The sequence below is a fragment of the Streptomyces sp. SCSIO ZS0520 genome (assembly GCF_025643355.1).
Classification (GTDB): Bacteria; Actinomycetota; Actinomycetes; order Streptomycetales; family Streptomycetaceae; genus Streptomyces; species Streptomyces physcomitrii.
Window position 1 is genome coordinate 823,876 of record NZ_CP092644.1, and the last position, 15,786, is coordinate 839,661.

At 71.6% G+C, this 15,786-nt stretch carries 16 protein-coding genes; 13 read left to right on the forward strand and 3 right to left on the reverse strand.

All coding sequences use genetic code 11. The features are described 5' to 3' along the window. Positions 1 to 141: 141 nt before the first annotated feature. The 12 genes from MID12_RS02750 (at position 142) to MID12_RS02800 (ending at position 10,342) form a co-directional block, all read left to right on the forward strand. Entirely contained in the window at positions 142 to 720 is a 579-nt protein-coding gene (locus tag MID12_RS02750) for a GNAT family N-acetyltransferase (protein WP_040246491.1), read from the forward strand. A gap of 175 nt (positions 721 to 895) precedes the next feature. Beyond that, a complete protein-coding gene (locus MID12_RS32360; RefSeq protein WP_312885822.1) occupies positions 896 to 979 on the forward strand; it encodes a putative leader peptide in 84 nt (27 codons plus the stop codon). Between the two features lie 121 nt (positions 980 to 1,100). Continuing rightward, positions 1,101 to 2,795, forward strand: coding sequence for a nitrite/sulfite reductase (locus tag MID12_RS02755; RefSeq protein ID WP_040246493.1), 1,695 nt, complete (start codon positions 1,101 to 1,103; stop codon positions 2,793 to 2,795). Beyond that, positions 2,792 to 2,980: a hypothetical protein gene (locus MID12_RS02760; protein WP_040246495.1), complete on the forward strand. Its 189-nt coding sequence runs from the start codon at positions 2,792 to 2,794 to the stop codon at positions 2,978 to 2,980. The genes MID12_RS02755 and MID12_RS02760 overlap by 4 nt, the downstream gene beginning before the upstream one ends. After that, complete coding sequence (locus tag MID12_RS02765; RefSeq protein WP_040246496.1) at positions 2,977 to 3,678, forward strand: phosphoadenylyl-sulfate reductase; 702 nt, start codon at positions 2,977 to 2,979, stop codon at positions 3,676 to 3,678. The genes MID12_RS02760 and MID12_RS02765 overlap by 4 nt, the downstream gene beginning before the upstream one ends. Further along, on the forward strand, positions 3,675 to 4,223 hold the full coding sequence (gene cysC / locus MID12_RS02770) for an adenylyl-sulfate kinase (protein ID WP_040246497.1): 549 nt from the start codon (positions 3,675 to 3,677) through the stop codon (positions 4,221 to 4,223). Before MID12_RS02765 ends, cysC begins: the two co-directional genes overlap by 4 nt. Next, complete coding sequence (gene cysD / locus MID12_RS02775) at positions 4,220 to 5,158, forward strand: sulfate adenylyltransferase subunit CysD (RefSeq protein WP_040246499.1); 939 nt, start codon at positions 4,220 to 4,222, stop codon at positions 5,156 to 5,158. Before cysC ends, cysD begins: the two co-directional genes overlap by 4 nt. Positions 5,159 to 5,160: 2 nt before the next feature. Further along, the gene (locus MID12_RS02780; protein ID WP_040246501.1) at positions 5,161 to 6,501 is read left to right on the forward strand and encodes a sulfate adenylyltransferase subunit 1; all 1,341 of its coding nucleotides are present in this window, start codon (positions 5,161 to 5,163) and stop codon (positions 6,499 to 6,501) included. Positions 6,502 to 6,717: 216 nt separating this feature from the next. Beyond that, complete coding sequence (locus tag MID12_RS02785; protein ID WP_040246504.1) at positions 6,718 to 7,833, forward strand: aliphatic sulfonate ABC transporter substrate-binding protein; 1,116 nt, start codon at positions 6,718 to 6,720, stop codon at positions 7,831 to 7,833. Positions 7,834 to 7,868: 35 nt separating this feature from the next. Then, complete coding sequence (locus MID12_RS02790; RefSeq protein WP_040246506.1) at positions 7,869 to 8,654, forward strand: ABC transporter ATP-binding protein; 786 nt, start codon at positions 7,869 to 7,871, stop codon at positions 8,652 to 8,654. Further along, on the forward strand, positions 8,641 to 9,531 hold the full coding sequence (locus tag MID12_RS02795) for an ABC transporter permease (protein ID WP_263164655.1): 891 nt from the start codon (positions 8,641 to 8,643) through the stop codon (positions 9,529 to 9,531). The genes MID12_RS02790 and MID12_RS02795 overlap by 14 nt, the downstream gene beginning before the upstream one ends. A 70-nt stretch (positions 9,532 to 9,601) precedes the next feature. Further along, the gene (locus MID12_RS02800) at positions 9,602 to 10,342 is read left to right on the forward strand and encodes a sirohydrochlorin chelatase (RefSeq protein ID WP_263164657.1); all 741 of its coding nucleotides are present in this window, start codon (positions 9,602 to 9,604) and stop codon (positions 10,340 to 10,342) included. 78 nt (positions 10,343 to 10,420) lie between these two features. Here MID12_RS02800 and MID12_RS02805 read toward each other — a convergent pair whose 3' ends face one another. The 3 genes from MID12_RS02805 to MID12_RS02815 form a co-directional block, all read right to left on the reverse strand. Next, positions 10,421 to 11,053: a DsbA family protein gene (locus MID12_RS02805; protein WP_263164659.1), complete on the reverse strand. Its 633-nt coding sequence runs from the start codon at positions 11,051 to 11,053 to the stop codon at positions 10,421 to 10,423. Positions 11,054 to 11,118: 65 nt separating this feature from the next. Next, positions 11,119 to 11,664: a DUF1697 domain-containing protein gene (locus MID12_RS02810; RefSeq protein WP_263164660.1), complete on the reverse strand. Its 546-nt coding sequence runs from the start codon at positions 11,662 to 11,664 to the stop codon at positions 11,119 to 11,121. A gap of 209 nt (positions 11,665 to 11,873) precedes the next feature. Next, a complete protein-coding gene (locus tag MID12_RS02815; RefSeq protein ID WP_263164662.1) occupies positions 11,874 to 13,085 on the reverse strand; it encodes a S8 family peptidase in 1,212 nt (403 codons plus the stop codon). A gap of 423 nt (positions 13,086 to 13,508) precedes the next feature. Here MID12_RS02815 and MID12_RS02820 point away from each other — a divergent pair, with 423 nt between their 5' ends. Next, entirely contained in the window at positions 13,509 to 15,761 is a 2,253-nt protein-coding gene (locus tag MID12_RS02820) for an MMPL family transporter (protein WP_040246514.1), read from the forward strand. The last annotated feature ends 25 nt before the right edge of the window (positions 15,762 to 15,786 follow it).

Below are 15,786 nucleotides of genomic sequence, written 5' to 3' on the forward strand. Positions count from 1 at the left end.
GGGCGCGGCCCGGGGTGGAGCGGGCGCGGCCCGAGGTCTGAGACGGCTCGGGGTGCGCCGGGGCCCGCGGTCCCGGCACCGGCGGCCCGGCCGCCGGGACCCGGCTTCCGGCCGCGCCGCGGACGTGATTCGCTGGACGCCATGACCCTCACTGTCACCACCTGGTCCCTGGAGCAGAACTCACCGGACGAGCAGCGGCCCGCGAGCGCGCCCCGGGAGGAGGTGCGGATCGTCCGCGCCGAGGTGCCCTCCGCCGAGTTCAGCCGCTTCCTCTACACGGCGGTCGGCCAGGACGTGCGCTGGACGGACCGGCTCGGTCTCCCGTACGAGCAGTGGCAGCGGGAGATCTCAGGGCCCGGGGCGGAGACCTGGGTGGCCTCTGTGCGGGGGACGCCCGCCGGGTACGCGGAGCTGGCGGCCCGCGAGGAGGGCGTGGTGGAGATCGTCTACTTCGGCCTGATTCCGGCTTTCCGGGGGCGGGGCATCGGTGGCCATCTCCTCGGCATCGCGGTGGCGCGGGCCTGGGACCTGGCCGAGCGCCACCCGGGGCTGCCGCCGACCAAGCGGGTCTGGCTGCACACCTGCAGCAAGGACGGTCCGCACGCCATGGACAACTACCTGCGCCGGGGCTTCACGCTCTTCGACACGAAGGTGACCGAGGAGCCGGACACCGCGAACCCGGGCCCCTGGCCGGGCGCCTTCCCCGCCCCGCGGGACTGAGCCGGGGCCGGATCCCGGCCGGTCCGCACCGGCGGGCCCCGCCCGGGCCCGCACCGGGTCAAGACCGCGTACGGCCGATGTGACCACCACCACGCCATCCCACAGAACGAGACAATGCCGTCCACATAGTGGATGTCGGTGGACTCCTCTGAGATCGCCGTGCCACGCTTCCGTCATGTCTCGAGCTGGAATTGCCTTGGTGAGTCGGCGGCACGTCGACCTCGGCCGCCTGTCCAGCGCCATCTGTCCGGCGCGCTGACACCTCCAGCAGCACCCGAGAAACCTTTCCCCGTACTCGTGCAGAGCCGCACGTGCACCTTCGCACGCGCCCGTACCCGCACGTCAGAGCCGCCCCCAGCCTGTCCGAAGGACGTATCGCCATGGCTACCCCCCAGCAGTCCGACTCCGCCGCGCCGCGCCGCAAGGCGAGCCGCCATCGCGGCGAGGGTCAGTGGGCCGTGGGGCACCGCACTCCCCTGAACGGCAACGAGCAGTTCAAGAAGGACGACGACGGTCTCAACGTGCGGACGCGCATTGAGACGATCTACTCCCAGCGCGGATTCGACTCCATCGACCCCAGCGACCTCCGCGGCCGGATGCGCTGGTGGGGCCTGTACACCCAGCGCAAGCCCGGCATCGACGGCGGCAAGACCGCGATCCTGGAGCCGGAGGAGCTGGACGACAAGTTCTTCATGCTCCGGGTGCGCATCGACGGCGGCCGGCTGACCGCCCAGCAGCTGCGCGTCATCGGCGAGGTCTCCCAGGAGTACGCCCGCGGCACCGCCGATGTCACCGACCGGCAGAACATCCAGCTGCACTGGATCCGCATCGAGGACGTCCCGGCGATCTGGGAGAAGCTCGAAGCCGTCGGCCTGTCCACCACCGAGGCCTGCGGCGACTGCCCCCGCGTCATCATCGGCTCGCCGGTGGCGGGCATCGCCGCCGACGAGATCATCGACGGCACGCCCGCGGTGGACGAGATCCACGAGCGCTACATCGGCTCCAAGGAGTTCTCCAACCTGCCGCGGAAGTTCAAGACCGCCATCTCCGGCTCCCCGGTGCAGGACGTGGTCCACGAGATCAACGACATCGCCTTCGTCGGCGTCGAGCACCCCGAGCACGGCCCCGGCTTCGACCTCTGGGTCGGCGGCGGCCTGTCCACCAACCCGCGCCTGGCCGAACGGCTCGGCACCTGGGTCCCGCTGGCGGAGGTGCCCGATGTCTGGGCCGGGGTCGTGGGCATCTTCCGCGACTACGGCTACCGGCGGCTGCGCACCCGCGCCCGGCTGAAGTTCCTGATGGCCGACTGGGGCCCGGAGAAGTTCCGCCAGATCCTCCAGGACGAGTACCTGGGCCGGGAGCTGCTCGACGGCCCGCCCCCCGCCGAGCCCCGCTCCCGCTGGCGCGACCACATCGGCGTGCACCGGCAGCAGGACGGCACCTTCTACGTCGGCTTCGCCCCGCGGGTGGGCCGGGTCGACGGTGCCACCCTGGCGAAGATCGCCGACCTCGCCGCGGCGCACGGCTCCGACCGGCTGCGTACCACCGTCGAGCAGAAGATGATCATCCTCGACGTGGCCGAGGACCAGGTCGACTCGCTGGTCTCCGGTCTGGAGTCGCTCGACTTCCAGGTCAGGCCCTCGCCCTTCCGGCGCGGCACCATGGCCTGCACCGGCATCGAGTTCTGCAAGCTGGCGATCGTGGAGACCAAGGCCCGCGGTGCCGCGCTCATCGACGAACTGGAGCGCCGGATGCCCCAGTTCGAGGAGCCGGTCACCATCAACATCAACGGCTGCCCGAACGCCTGCGCCCGTATCCAGACCGCGGACATCGGCCTCAAGGGCCAGCTCGTCCTGGACGGGGACGGCAATCAGGTCGAGGGCTTCCAGGTGCACCTCGGCGGCTCGCTCGGCCTCCAGGCGGGCTTCGGCCGCAAGGTGCGCGGGCTGAAGGTCACCGCGGACGAACTGCCGGACTACGTCGAGCGCGTGCTCACCCGCTTCCAGGAGGAGCGCGAGGAGGACGAGCGCTTCGCCACCTGGGCGGCCCGCGCCTCCGCGGAGGCCCTGTCATGAGCGAGCGCGCGGCACCCTTCTACTGCCCCTACTGCGGCGAGGAGGACCTGCGGCCCGGCGAGCAGGGCCACGGCGCCTGGGAGTGCGCGGACTGCAACCGGGCCTTCCAGCTGAAGTTCCTCGGGCTGCTGGCCCGCGGGCTCACCCCGGGCGGCGGCCCGGGCGACGGAGGGGAGACGGCATGACGACGATCCCGACGGCGAGGGACCTCGAACCCCTCGCCGCACAGGCCGGCCGGGACCTCGAAGAGGCCTCGGCCCTCGACATCCTGCGCTGGGCGGCGGACACCTTCGGCGAGCGCTTCTGCGTGACCTCCTCGATGGAGGACGCGGTCGTCGCGCACCTCGCCTCGCGCGCCCTGCCCGGCGTGGACGTGGTCTTCCTGGACACCGGCTACCACTTCCCCGAGACCCTCGGCACCCGGGACGCGGTCGAGGCGGTGATGGACGTCAACGTCCTCACCCTCACCCCGCGGCAGACGGTCGCCGAACAGGACGCCGAGTACGGGCCGAAGCTGCACGACCGCGACCCGGACCTGTGCTGCGCGCTGCGCAAGGTGCAGCCCCTCCAGGAGGGCCTCGCCGGTTACCAGGCCTGGGCCACCGGGCTGCGCCGCGACGAGTCGCCGACCCGGGCGGACACCCCGGTCGTCGGCTGGGACGAGAAGCGGCAGAAGGTCAAGGTCTCCCCCATCGCCCGCTGGACCCAGGACGATGTCGAGGCCTACGTCGCCGAACACGGCGTACTGACCAACCCCCTGCTGACGGACGGCTACGCCTCCGTCGGCTGCGCGCCCTGCACCCGCCGGGTGCTGGAGGGCGAGGACGCACGTGCCGGCCGCTGGGCCGGAACCGGCAAGACGGAATGCGGGCTGCACGGATGAGCGACGAGAAGAAGCCGGGCGCGACGGTCTGGCTGACCGGGCTGCCGAGCGCGGGCAAGACCACCCTCGCGAACGAACTCGCGGGGCGGCTGCGCGCCGAGGGCCGCCGCACCGAGGTGCTGGACGGCGACGAGATCCGCGAGTTCCTCTCCGCGGGGCTCGGCTTCAGCCGCGAGGACCGGCACACCAATGTGCAGCGGATCGGCTTCGTCGCCGAACTCCTCGCCCGCAACGGCGTCCTGGTCCTCGTCCCGGTCATCGCCCCCTTCGCGGACAGCCGCGAGGCCGTCCGCAAGCGGCACCAGAGCCAGGGCACCGGCTACCTGGAGATCCATGTGGCCACCCCGGTCGAGGTCTGCTCCGTACGCGATGTGAAGGGCCTGTACGCGAAGCAGGCGGCCGGTGAGATATCCGGACTCACCGGAGTCGACGACCCCTACGAGGCACCCGTCTCACCGGACCTGCGGATCGCCTCGCACACCCAGAGCGTGCCGGAGTCCGCCGCGGACCTGTACGCGCTGCTGACCGAGAGGGGCCTGGCATGACGACGACGGCGACCAGCCCGCACGAGGGCACCGGCTCTCCCTACGCGCTCTCCCACCTGGACGCGCTCGAGTCCGAGGCGGTGCACATCTTCCGCGAGGTGGCGGGCGAGTTCGAGCGGCCGGTGATCCTCTTCTCCGGCGGCAAGGACTCCATCGTCATGCTGCACCTGGCGCTGAAGGCCTTCGCGCCCGCCGCGGTGCCCTTCTCCCTGCTGCACGTCGACACCGGGCACAACTTCCCCGAGGTACTGGAGTACCGGGACCGCACGGTCGCCGAGCACGGGCTGCGGCTGCATGTCGCCTCGGTGCAGGAGTACATCGACGCCGGGAAGCTGCGCGAGCGGCCGGACGGCACCCGCAACCCGCTGCAGACGGTGCCGCTGACCGACGCCATCCGCGAGCTGCGCTTCGACGCGGTCTTCGGCGGCGGGCGGCGCGACGAGGAGAAGGCCCGCGCCAAGGAGCGGGTGTTCTCGCTGCGCGACGAGTTCTCCCAGTGGGACCCGCGCCGCCAGCGCCCCGAGCTGTGGCAGCTCTACAACGGCCGCCACGCACCCGGCGAGCACGTCCGCGTCTTCCCGCTCTCCAACTGGACCGAGCTGGACGTCTGGCAGTACATCGCCCGGGAGCGGATCGCGCTGCCGGAGATCTACTTCGCCCATGAGCGCGAGGTGTTCCGGCGCCAGGGCATGTGGCTGACCGCCGGCGACTGGGGCGGCCCCCGCGAGGAGGAGCCGGTGGAGACCCGGCTGGTGCGCTACCGCACGGTGGGCGACATGTCCTGCACCGGCGCCGTGGACTCCGAGGCCACCACCCTGGCCGCCGTGATCACCGAGATCGCCGCCTCCCGGCTCACCGAGCGGGGCGCGACCCGCGCCGACGACAAGATGTCCGAGGCCGCGATGGAAGACCGCAAGCGCGAGGGGTACTTCTAGAGATGACCAGCATCAGCGAGCCGCTCGCCGGGCTCTCGGCGACCACCCTGCTGCGCTTCGCCACCGCCGGATCCGTGGACGACGGCAAGTCGACCCTGGTCGGACGGCTGCTGCACGACTCCAAGTCGGTGCTGACCGACCAGCTGGAGGCCGTCGAGCGGGTCTCCCTCGGCCGCGGCCAGGAGGCACCCGACCTCGCCCTGCTCACCGACGGGCTGCGGGCCGAGCGCGAGCAGGGCATCACCATCGACGTGGCCTACCGCTACTTCGCCACCGCCCGGCGCCGGTTCATCCTCGCGGACACCCCCGGGCATGTGCAGTACACCCGCAACATGGTCACCGGCGCCTCCACCGCCGAGCTGACCGTGATCCTGGTCGACGCCCGCAACGGCGTGGTCGAGCAGACCCGCAGGCACGCCGCGATCGCCGCCCTGCTGCGGGTGCCGCACGTGGTCCTCGCGGTCAACAAGATGGACCTGGTCGACTACCGGGAGTCCGTCTTCGCCGCCATCGCCGAGGAGTTCACCGCCTACGCCGGGGAGCTGGGCGTCCCCGAGATCACCGCGATCCCGATCTCCGCGCTCGCCGGGGACAATGTCGTGGAGCCCTCCGCGCACATGGACTGGTACGGCGGCCCCACCGTCCTCGAACACCTGGAGACCGTCCCGGTCAGCCACGACCTGGCCGAGTGCCACGCCCGCCTTCCGGTGCAGTACGTGATCCGGCCGCAGACCGCCGAGCACCCCGACTACCGCGGCTACGCGGGCCAGATCGCCGCCGGGACCTTCCGGGTCGGCGAGGAGGTCACGGTGCTGCCCTCCGGCCGCAGCTCGACGATCACCGGGATCGACGTACTCGGCGAGCCGGCCGAGGCCGCCTGGACCCCGCAGTCGGTGACCCTGCTACTCGCCGACGACATCGACATCTCCCGCGGCGACCTGATCGTGCCGAGCCACGATGTGCCGCCCGCCTCGCAGGACATCGAGGCCACCGTCTGCCATGTGGCCGACCAGCCGCTGACCGTCGGGCACCGGGTGCTGCTCAAGCACACCACCCGTACCGTCAAGGCGATCGTCAAGGAGATCCCCTCCCGGCTGACCCTGGACGACCTCTCCCAGCACCCGGCGCCCGGGCAGCTGGTCGCCAACGACATCGGCCGGGTGAAGGTGCGTACCGCCGAACCGCTCGCCCTGGACGCCTACAAGGACTCCCGCCGCACCGGCTCCTTCCTGCTGATCGACCCGGCCGACGGCACCACGCTGGCCGCCGGGATGGCGGGCGAGTCCTTCGCGGCCGAGGCGGCGAAGGACGTCCGGCCGGACGACGAGGGCTGGGACTTCTGAGATGCGACTGCCCGGATTCTTCGTGACGTTCGCCAAGGAGGGCGGCCGCGTCGGCAGCGGCGCCCTCGGCAGCGGACAGGGCGGGGTCGCGCGATGTGTGCGCTGACGTACGCGCACTGCCTGCGCGCCCGCACCCCCCGCACACCTTCCGAACCTGCCGATCTCCCGGCCGCGCCGTAGCCGCGCCGTGCCGGTCCGACGAGAGGACCCCCTCCCGTGCCAGCCCACAGAACGACCCTGCGCCGCGGCCTGACCGCCCTGGCCGCCCTGCCCCTGCTCGCCCTGGCCGCCACGGCCTGCGGCTACGGGTCCGAGTCGGACGACAGCTCCGAGAACCAGAAGGTCGCCGACGGGGCGAAGAAGATCGACGGCCTCGACTCCGTCAAGATCGGCTACTTCCCGAACCTGACGCACGGAACGGCGCTGGTGGGCGTGGAGCAGGGCTTCTTCCAGAAGGCCCTGGGAGGCACCAAGGCCTCCTACGCCACCTTCAACGCCGGTCCCTCGGAGATCGAGGCGCTCAACGGGAAGTCGATCGACATCGGCTGGATCGGCCCCTCCCCCGCGATCAACGGCTACACCAAGTCCCAGGGCAAGAACCTGCGCATCATCGGCGGCTCGGCCTCCGGCGGGGTGAAGCTGGTGGTCAATCCGAAGAAGATCAAGACCCTGGACGACATCAAGGGCAAGAAGATCGCGACCCCGCAGCTCGGCAACACCCAGGACGTGGCCTTCCTCAACTGGATCGCCGAGAAGGGCTGGAAGGTCGACGCGCAGAGCGGCAAGGGCGATGTCACCGTCGTGCGCAGCGACAACAAGGTGACCCCGGACGCCTTCAAGGGCGGCTCCCTCGACGGCGCCTGGGTGCCGGAGCCGACCGCTTCGAAGCTGGTCTCCGATGGCGGCAAGGTGCTGCTCGACGAGGCCGACCTGTGGCCGGACAAGAAGTTCGTGATCACCAACATCATCGTGCGGCAGGGCTTCCTCAAGGAGCACCCGAAGGCGGTCGAGGCCGTGCTGAAGGCCGCCGTCGACGCCAACGAGTGGATCGGCAAGAACCCGGACAAGGCCAAGGCCTCGGCGAACAAGCAGCTGGAGGCGGACTCGGGCAAGGCGCTGCCGCCCAAGGTGCTCGACCCGGCGTGGCAGTCGATCCAGTTCACCAACGACCCGCTCGCCGCCACCCTCGACACCGAGGCGGACCACGCGGTCAAGGCCGGGCTCCTGGAGAAGCCGAACCTCAAGGGCATCTACGACCTCAGCACCCTCAACAAGGTCCTCGCGGAACGGGGCGGCAAGCCGGTCGACGACGCCGGTCTCGGCGTCCGCTGATCCCGTACCCGACGAGTCCCCAGGAGGTGACGACCATGGCCACATCCACGACCCTCGCCAAGGCCGACGAGTCCGTGGCCCACGCGGCACGTCTCGATCATGTCTCGAAGTCCTTCCCGGGCCCGAGCGGACCGCAGCTCGTCCTGGACGACATCAGCCTCGATGTCGCGCCCGGCGAGTTCGTCACCCTCCTGGGGGCCTCCGGCTGCGGAAAGTCCACCCTGCTCAATCTGGTGGCCGGGCTCGACCGGCCCACCGCGGGCTCCCTCACCACCGACGGCCGCCCCGCCCTGATGTTCCAGGAGCACGCGCTCTTCCCCTGGCTGACCGCCGGGAAGAACATCGAACTCGCCCTGAAACTGCGGGGGGTCGCCAAGGCGGAGCGCCCCGGGAAGGCGCGGGAACTGCTCGAGCTGGTGCGTCTGAAGGGCGCGTACGGCAAGCGGGTGCACGAGCTCTCGGGCGGGATGCGCCAGCGGGTGGCCCTGGCCCGCGCGCTGGCCCAGGAGAGCAAGCTGCTCCTGATGGACGAGCCCTTCGCGGCGCTCGACGCCATCACCCGGGACGTCCTGCACGACGAACTGACCCGCATCTGGGCCGAAACCGGTGTCTCGGTCCTCTTCGTGACGCACAACGTCCGCGAGGCCGTCCGGCTCGCCCAGCGGGTGGTCCTGCTCTCCTCCCGGCCGGGCCGGATAGCCCGCGAGTGGACCGTCGACATCCCCCAGCCGCGCCGCATCGAGGACGCCCCCGTCGCCGAACTGTCCCTCGGCATCACCGAAGTCCTGCGCGAGGAGATCCGCCGTCATGGCCAGCACTGAGACGAAGACGACGGAGCGCACGGGACTCGCCGGTATCGAGGCGGGCCTCGACGCCCTGGAGTCCACGGCGACCGGCCGTACGCCCTGGCGGCAGACCTTCACCGAGAAGATCCTGCCCCCGGTGATCGCGGTGGCCGTCGTCCTGGTGGTCTGGCAGGCGCTGATCTCGCTGAAGATCGTGGACGACCCCACCAAGCTGCCCTCGCCCGGGGCGGTCTGGGACCAGTTCGAGGAGTCCTGGCGCAAGGGCGAACTGCTCGGCTACATCTGGACCAGCGTCTCGCGCGGCCTCCTCGGCTTCGCCTTCGCCCTACTCATCGGCACCCCGCTGGGGCTGCTCGTGGCCCGGGTGAAGTTCGTCCGCGCGGCCATCGGGCCCATCCTCTCCGGGCTCCAGTCGCTGCCGTCGGTGGCCTGGGTGCCGCCCGCGGTGATCTGGCTGGGCCTCAACAACTCGATGATGTACGCGGTGATCCTGCTCGGCGCCGTGCCCTCCATCGCCAACGGCCTGGTCTCCGGGGTCGACCAGGTCCCGCCGCTGTTCCTGCGGGCGGGCCGCACCATGGGCGCGACCGGGCTGAAGGGCGTCCGGCACGTCCTGCTGCCCGCCGCGCTGCCCGGCTATGTGGCGGGCATGAAGCAGGGCTGGGCGTTCTCCTGGCGCTCGCTGATGGCGGCGGAGATCATCGCCTCCTTCCCCGATCTGGGCGTGGGGCTCGGCCAGTTGCTGGAGAACGGCCGCAACGCGCTCGACATGGCGATGGTCTTCGAGGCGATCCTGCTCATCCTCTTCGTCGGCATCGCCATCGACCTGCTGATCTTCAGCCCCCTGGAGCGCTGGGTGCTCCGCAGCCGCGGACTCCTCGTCAAGAGCTAGGAGAACAGCCCGCCCGCTCCGGAGAAGAGGCCCCGGCCCCTCCCTTGCCACTCCCCCGAAAGGCCCGCACGTGCACGCTCCCGCCCTCGTCGTCATCGCCCACGGCAGCCGCGATCCGCGGCATGCCGCGACGGTGCACGCCCTGGTGGAGAGCGTGCGCGCGCTGCGCCCCGGGCTGCGGGTGGAGACGGCCTTCCTGGAGTTCACCGTCCCCTCCGTCCCGGCCGCCCTCGGGCGCCTGGCGGCGGAGGGGGTACGGGACGTCATCGCCCAGCCCCTGCTGCTGAGCCACGCCTTCCACGCCAAGTCCGACATCCCCGCGGTCCTGCACAGGGCCCGCGGGGGCCTGCGCATCCGCCAGGCCGAGGTGCTCGGCCCCTCGCCGCTGCTGCGCACCGCCCTGGAGCGCCGCCTCGCCGAGGCCGGGGTGCGTCGCGCCGACCGGTCCCGTACCGGGGTGGTGCTCGCCGCCGCGGGCTCCTCTGACCCGGCGGCGCTCGCCGTGATCGAACGCCTCGCCCGCGACTGGCAGTCCACCGGCGGCTGGCAGGCGGTACTGCCCGCCTACGCCTCCGCCTCACTCCCCCGCACCGAGGACGCGGTACGGGAGCTGCGGTCCCGGGGCGCCGAGCGGGTGGCCGTCGCCCCGTACGTCCTCGCCCCCGGGTTCCTGCCGGACCGGATCGCCGCCGGGGCCGCGGAGGCCGAGGTGCTCGCCGGGGTGCTCGGCGCCGCGCCCGAGGTGACCAGGCTGCTGCTGCGCCGCTACGAGCAGGCCCTGCTGCCGGTGCCGGCCGCGCTCGGCGCCTAGCGGTCCCGGAGCGGGCCCGCCCCAGGGCCACCGCGGGGCAACGGCCGAGCGGCGCACCGGCCCTCCCCTGGCGCCTCCTCAGCCGAAGTCGATGCCGCCCGCCCGGGCCCGCTTGAGCTCGAAGAAGTCGGGGTTGCGGGCCAGCACCCGGAAGCTGTCGAAGAGTTCGACCGCCGCCGGGCCGCGGGGGGTCGCGCGCAGGACGGGGCCGAACCAGACCGCGCCGTCGACATGCAGGGTCGGGGTGCCGACATGGCCCTCGGTGCCGGGGAGGAGGGCCGCCTCGTGGCTGCGGCGGACCGCCTCGTCCCAGGAGGGGTCGTCGGCCGCGGCGGCGAGGGAGGCGGGCAGCCCGGTCTCCGCGAGGGCGGTGGTGATGGCCCCGTCGTAGTCGCGGTCCTGACCCCGGACGTACCCCGGGAAGTGGAAGCACTTACCGAGGGCGGTGTACAGCTCGCGCAGGATCTCCTCGCCCTTGGCCTCGGTGGCGGCCACCGCCACCCGCGCCACGCGGAGGGACTGGTCCACGGCCCTGCGCTGCCAGTCGGGGAGCTGCCTGCCCTCGTTGTGCAGATACAGGCTCATGAGGTGCAGGCGCAGATCGAGCGGGCGCTGCCGCTCGACTTCGAGGAGCCAGCGGTAGGTGATCCAGGTGTACGGGGACACGGGGTCGAACCAGAAGTCGACGCGGGGGGTTTCCTCGGTGGTCATGGTGGCGACGTTAGTCCTCAACTCCCTCTGGTGTCCCGGGTGTTGCGGCCCCGGCGGGCCCCGGCTCACTCCTCGGTCAGCTCCACCAGCTTGAGGACGGTGTTCCAGTTCCGGGTGGTGGCGACCAGTCCCCTGGTGAAGGCGGGCCGGGCCAGCGCCGGGGCCAGCTTGGAGCGTCCGAGGCCCTCGGGGGCGTAGAGGTAGAGGACGCGGTCGCCGAGCCGGAACTCCTCGGGGAGGAACTGCGCGGGGTCGAGCGCGGCGAAGCGGGACTCCTCGACCGGCTCCGAGTAGTAGGTGGCGTGCAGTTGGCGGCCTTCGAGGCGCTCGGCGGGGAAGGGGCAGCCCTCGGCCACGGCCCGCAGATAGCCGTGGTCGCGCACCAGGCACTCCACCGCGAAGCCGTACTCCCTGGCGACGGCCCGGCCCAGCTCGGCGGCGAGGGCCCCGGTGTCCTGCTCCTCGCTGCGGAAGACCGCGTTGCCGCTCTGCAGATAGGTGCGCACCTCCCGGTGCCCGAGGCCTTCGAGCAGGGCGCGCAGCCCGGCCATCGGCAGCTTCTTGCCGCCGCCCACGTTGATGCCGCGCAGCAGCGCCGCGTATGTCGTCATGCGGGCCACGATAGGACGGCCCACTGACACCGCCCGCCCGGAGCGCGCACCCCGCCGCAGGACGGGCGCAGCCGAGGGACCACCGGCGTGCGGGGCGGACGGGCGGGCGCACGAGAAGGCGGTCGTCGCGCCCCGTGGGGGCGGGCGCGACGACCGCCTGCTCACCGGTGCGGCCCGGGAGCGTCCTCCCGGGCCGACCCGTTGTGCTGTTACTCCACGACCTTCAGGAGCTTGTTCGGCGTGCCCTCACCCGGGTTGCTGATCTTGTCCGGGGTGGCACCGTCGGTCAGCGCCGTGGCGACGTCGGCCGGGGCCGCGTCGGGGTGGCCGGCCAGGTACAGGGCCGCCGCGCCCGCGACGTGCGGGGTCGCCATCGAGGTGCCGGAGATGGTGTCCGTGGCCTCGTCGTCGGTGTTCCAGGCGGAGGTGATGTCCGTGCCCGGGGCGTAGATGTCGACGGCCTCACCGTAGTTGGAGAAGTCCGACTGCTCGTCGTCCTTGGTCGAGGAGGCGACCGTGATGGCCTCGGGGACGCGGGCGGGCGAACCCTCGGTCGGGGAGGACTCGTTGCCCGCGGCGACCGCGTAGGTCACGCCGGACTCGATCGACTTCTGCACGGCCGCGTCCAGGGCCTCGTCGGCGCCGCCGCCGAGGCTCATGTTGGCGACCGAGGGGCCCTCGTGGTTCTCGGTGACCCAGTCGATGCCCGCGACGACCTGCTCGGTGGTGCCCGAGCCGTTCTCGTCGAGCACGCGGACGGCGACGATCTTCGCCTTCTTGGCCAGGCCGTACTTGGCACCGGCGATGGTGCCCGCGACGTGGGTGCCGTGGCCGTACTCGTCGTTGGCGTCGTCGTCGTTGTCGACGGCGTCGAAGCCGGAGGAGGCGCGGTCCTCGAAGTCGGTGTGCGTGTAGCGCACGCCGGTGTCGATGACGTACGCGGTGACGCCCTCACCCGCGGAGTCCGGGTAGTTGTAGGCGTTGTCGCCCGCGGTGTCCTCCTGGTCGACCCGGTCCAGACCCCACGACGGCGGGTTCTCCTGGGTGGCGCTGATGGAGAACTTGTGGCTCTGGACGACCTTCTCGACCGCCGGGTCGGCGGCGAGGCGCTTGGCCTCGGAGGTGCTCAGGCCGGTGGCGGAGAAGCCGTTGACCGCGGAGTCGAAGCCGCGCTTGAAGGTGCCGCCGTACTCCTTGGCGAGGCCCTTGCCCTCGGAGGCGGCCTTGATCTTCGCGCCGCCCTTGAGCATGACGATGTAGCTGCCCTTGATGGCGCCCTTGGCCTCGGTGCCGTAGACCTTGCCCTCGGCGGGGGCCGCACCGGCGACCGATCCGGCGAAGACGGAGACGCCGACGGCCATGCCCGCGGTGGCGATGGCGGCGGTCAGCTTGAGGGAACGCGAACGCTTGTGAGTTGCCATGAAGAGAGGTCTCCTCGTGGTGTGTGGGGGGATCCGGGGATCGCGCAAGCTTTGCTGTCGCAAGCCCCGTACTCCCGGAGAATCTCCGGGTGTTGGGACGAAACCCTGACCGATTGTCGGGGCCAGATCAAGACCTTCATACAGCTGTGACGTTTTCAACAAGCGGCTGTAATAACAAATCACCCCGCTCCCGGCAGAGCCGACATCCCGCTCCGCCGCGGTGTGACCTGGGCAACGTGAAGCCCATCTAGGTGTAAGGGGCCTGGATCCTTCCCCGTACGGAGCCGACCTGTCCCCTGGGAGGAGGGGCCGCGGCGGCGGTTCACCTGCCGGCACGAGGAAGGGCGGACGGGACGGCCGTAAGTTTTCCGTGAAGGCGACGGCGCGGTGCCGTCCCAGGCACAGCTAGGGGGAGAGCCCGTCATGGGGAACACACACGCGCGGGTCCGGGGCATAGCCGCCCGGGCCGGGGGATGGAGCGCGCGGCACCGGTGGGCCGCGGTCGGCATCTGGGTGCTCTTCGTCGTCCTGTCCCTGGGGATCGGCACCGCGGTCGGCTCGGTCGAAGTCAAGGACAGCGACCAGCTCAGCGGCGAGACCAGCCGGGCGGCACAGATCGTCGAGGAGGCGGGCATCGAGGAACCCGCCAGCGAGAACGTCCTCCTCCAGTCGAAGGACAAGGGACCGAAGGCCACGGACCCGGAGTTCCGCAGCGCCGTCGCCGCGGTGATCAAGGCGGTCCGGGGCACCGGCGAGGCGGTCGACGTCACCTCGCCCTACACCGCGAAGACGATCTCCGCGGACGGGCGCAGCGCGCTGGTCCAGTTCGACATGCGCGGGGAGGCGGACACCGCCGGGGACCGGGTGGAGCCGGTGCTCGACGCGGTCGCCGGGGTGCAGGAGAAGCACCAGGGGCTGCTGATCGAGGAGATCGGCGGCGCCAGCATGAACAAGACCTTCGACGACGCCTTCGGTGACGACTTCCAGCAGGCGGAGATCTCGGCGGTGCCGGTCGCCCTCGGCATCCTGCTCATCGCCTTCGGCGCGCTGGTCGCGGCGCTGCTTCCGGTGGCGCTCGCGGTCACCGCGATCATGGCGACGATGGGTCTGATGGCCGTGGTCAGCCATGTCCAGCCGATGAGCGAGACCGCCAGCTCGGTGATGCTCCTGGTGGGCATGGCGGTCGGCGTCGACTACTGCCTCTTCTACCTGCGGCGGGAACGCGAGGAGCGGGCCGCCGGACGGGACGCGGCCACCGCGCTGCGGATCGCGGCGGCGACCAGCGGCCGGGCCGTGATGGTCTCCGGTGTCACGGTGTGCGTGGCGATGGCGGGCATGCTCTTCACCGGGCTCGCCGAGTTCGAGGCGATGGGCCTCGCCTCGCTGATGGTGGTCGCGGTCGCGATGGTCGGTTCGGTGACGGTGCTCCCGGCGCTGCTCTCGCTGCTCGGCGAGCGCGTGGAGAAGGGCCGTATCCCCTTCCTGGGCCGCCGGGGCCGCCGGACGGGCGGCGGCGAGAGCAGGCTGTGGCGCGGGGTGCTGCGGGTGGTGCTCGCCAAGCCGGCCGTCTCGCTGGGCGTCGCCACCTGCGCCCTGCTCGCGGTCGCGGCCCCGGCGCTCGGGATGAAGACGCAACAGCTCACCCTGGACCAGGAGTTCGGCAAGGACCTGCCGATCGTCGCCACCTACGACCGCCTCAACAAGGCCTTCCCCGGCGGCAGCGACCCGGCCGAGGTGGTGGTCACCGCCGAGGACATCACCTCCCCCGCCGTCCGCGGCGCCCTGGAGGACTTCCGCAGCCAGGTGGTCAAGGCGGGCGCCTCGCACGGTCCGGTGGACGTCAAGGTGCACGAGAAGCAGAACATCGCCTTCGTCTACGTACCGCTGATCGGCGGTTCGGACATGGACAAGGCCGAGCACAGCCTCCAGGTGATCCGGGACGAGGTGCGCCCCGCGACCCTCGGCAAGGTCGACGGGCTGGAGGCGCCGGTGACCGGTCAGGTGGCGGGCTCGCACGACTTCAACGAGCAGCTGGTGGGCTCGGTCGCCCCGGTCTTCGTCTTCGTGGTGGTCTTCGCCTTCGGCCTGATGCTGCTCTGCTTCCGCTCGCTGACGATCGCGCTCACCTCGATCGTGCTCAACCTGCTCTCGGTGGGCGCGGCCTACGGCATCCTGGTCGCCGTCTTCCAGCACGGCTGGGGCGCCTCGCTGGTGGGTGCCGAGGGCGTGGGGGCGATCGTCACCTGGCTGCCGCTCTTCCTCTTCGTCATCCTCTTCGGCCTGTCGATGGACTACCACGTCTTCGTGGTCTCCCGGATCCGCGAGGCGAAGGTGCGCGGGCGCAGCACCAAGGACGCGATCACGCACGGCGTGGTGACCACGGCCGGTGTGGTGACCAGCGCGGCGGTGATCATGGTCGCGGTCTTCGCCATCTTCGGCACGCTGTCCATGCAGTCGATGAAGCAGATGGGTGTCGGCCTCGCCGCGGCGGTCCTGATCGACGCCACGGTGATCCGCGGGGTGCTGCTGCCCTCGGTGATGGCCCTGCTCGGCGAGCGCAACTGGTATCTGCCGAAGTGGATGCACCGCCTGCCGGACCTGACCCACGACGAGCCGGAGCCGCCCGCGGCCCCGGAACCGCCGCGGCCGGCCCAGGACCATCGGGTCGGGGTCTGAGCGGGGCGCGGGGACGGACGGGCTC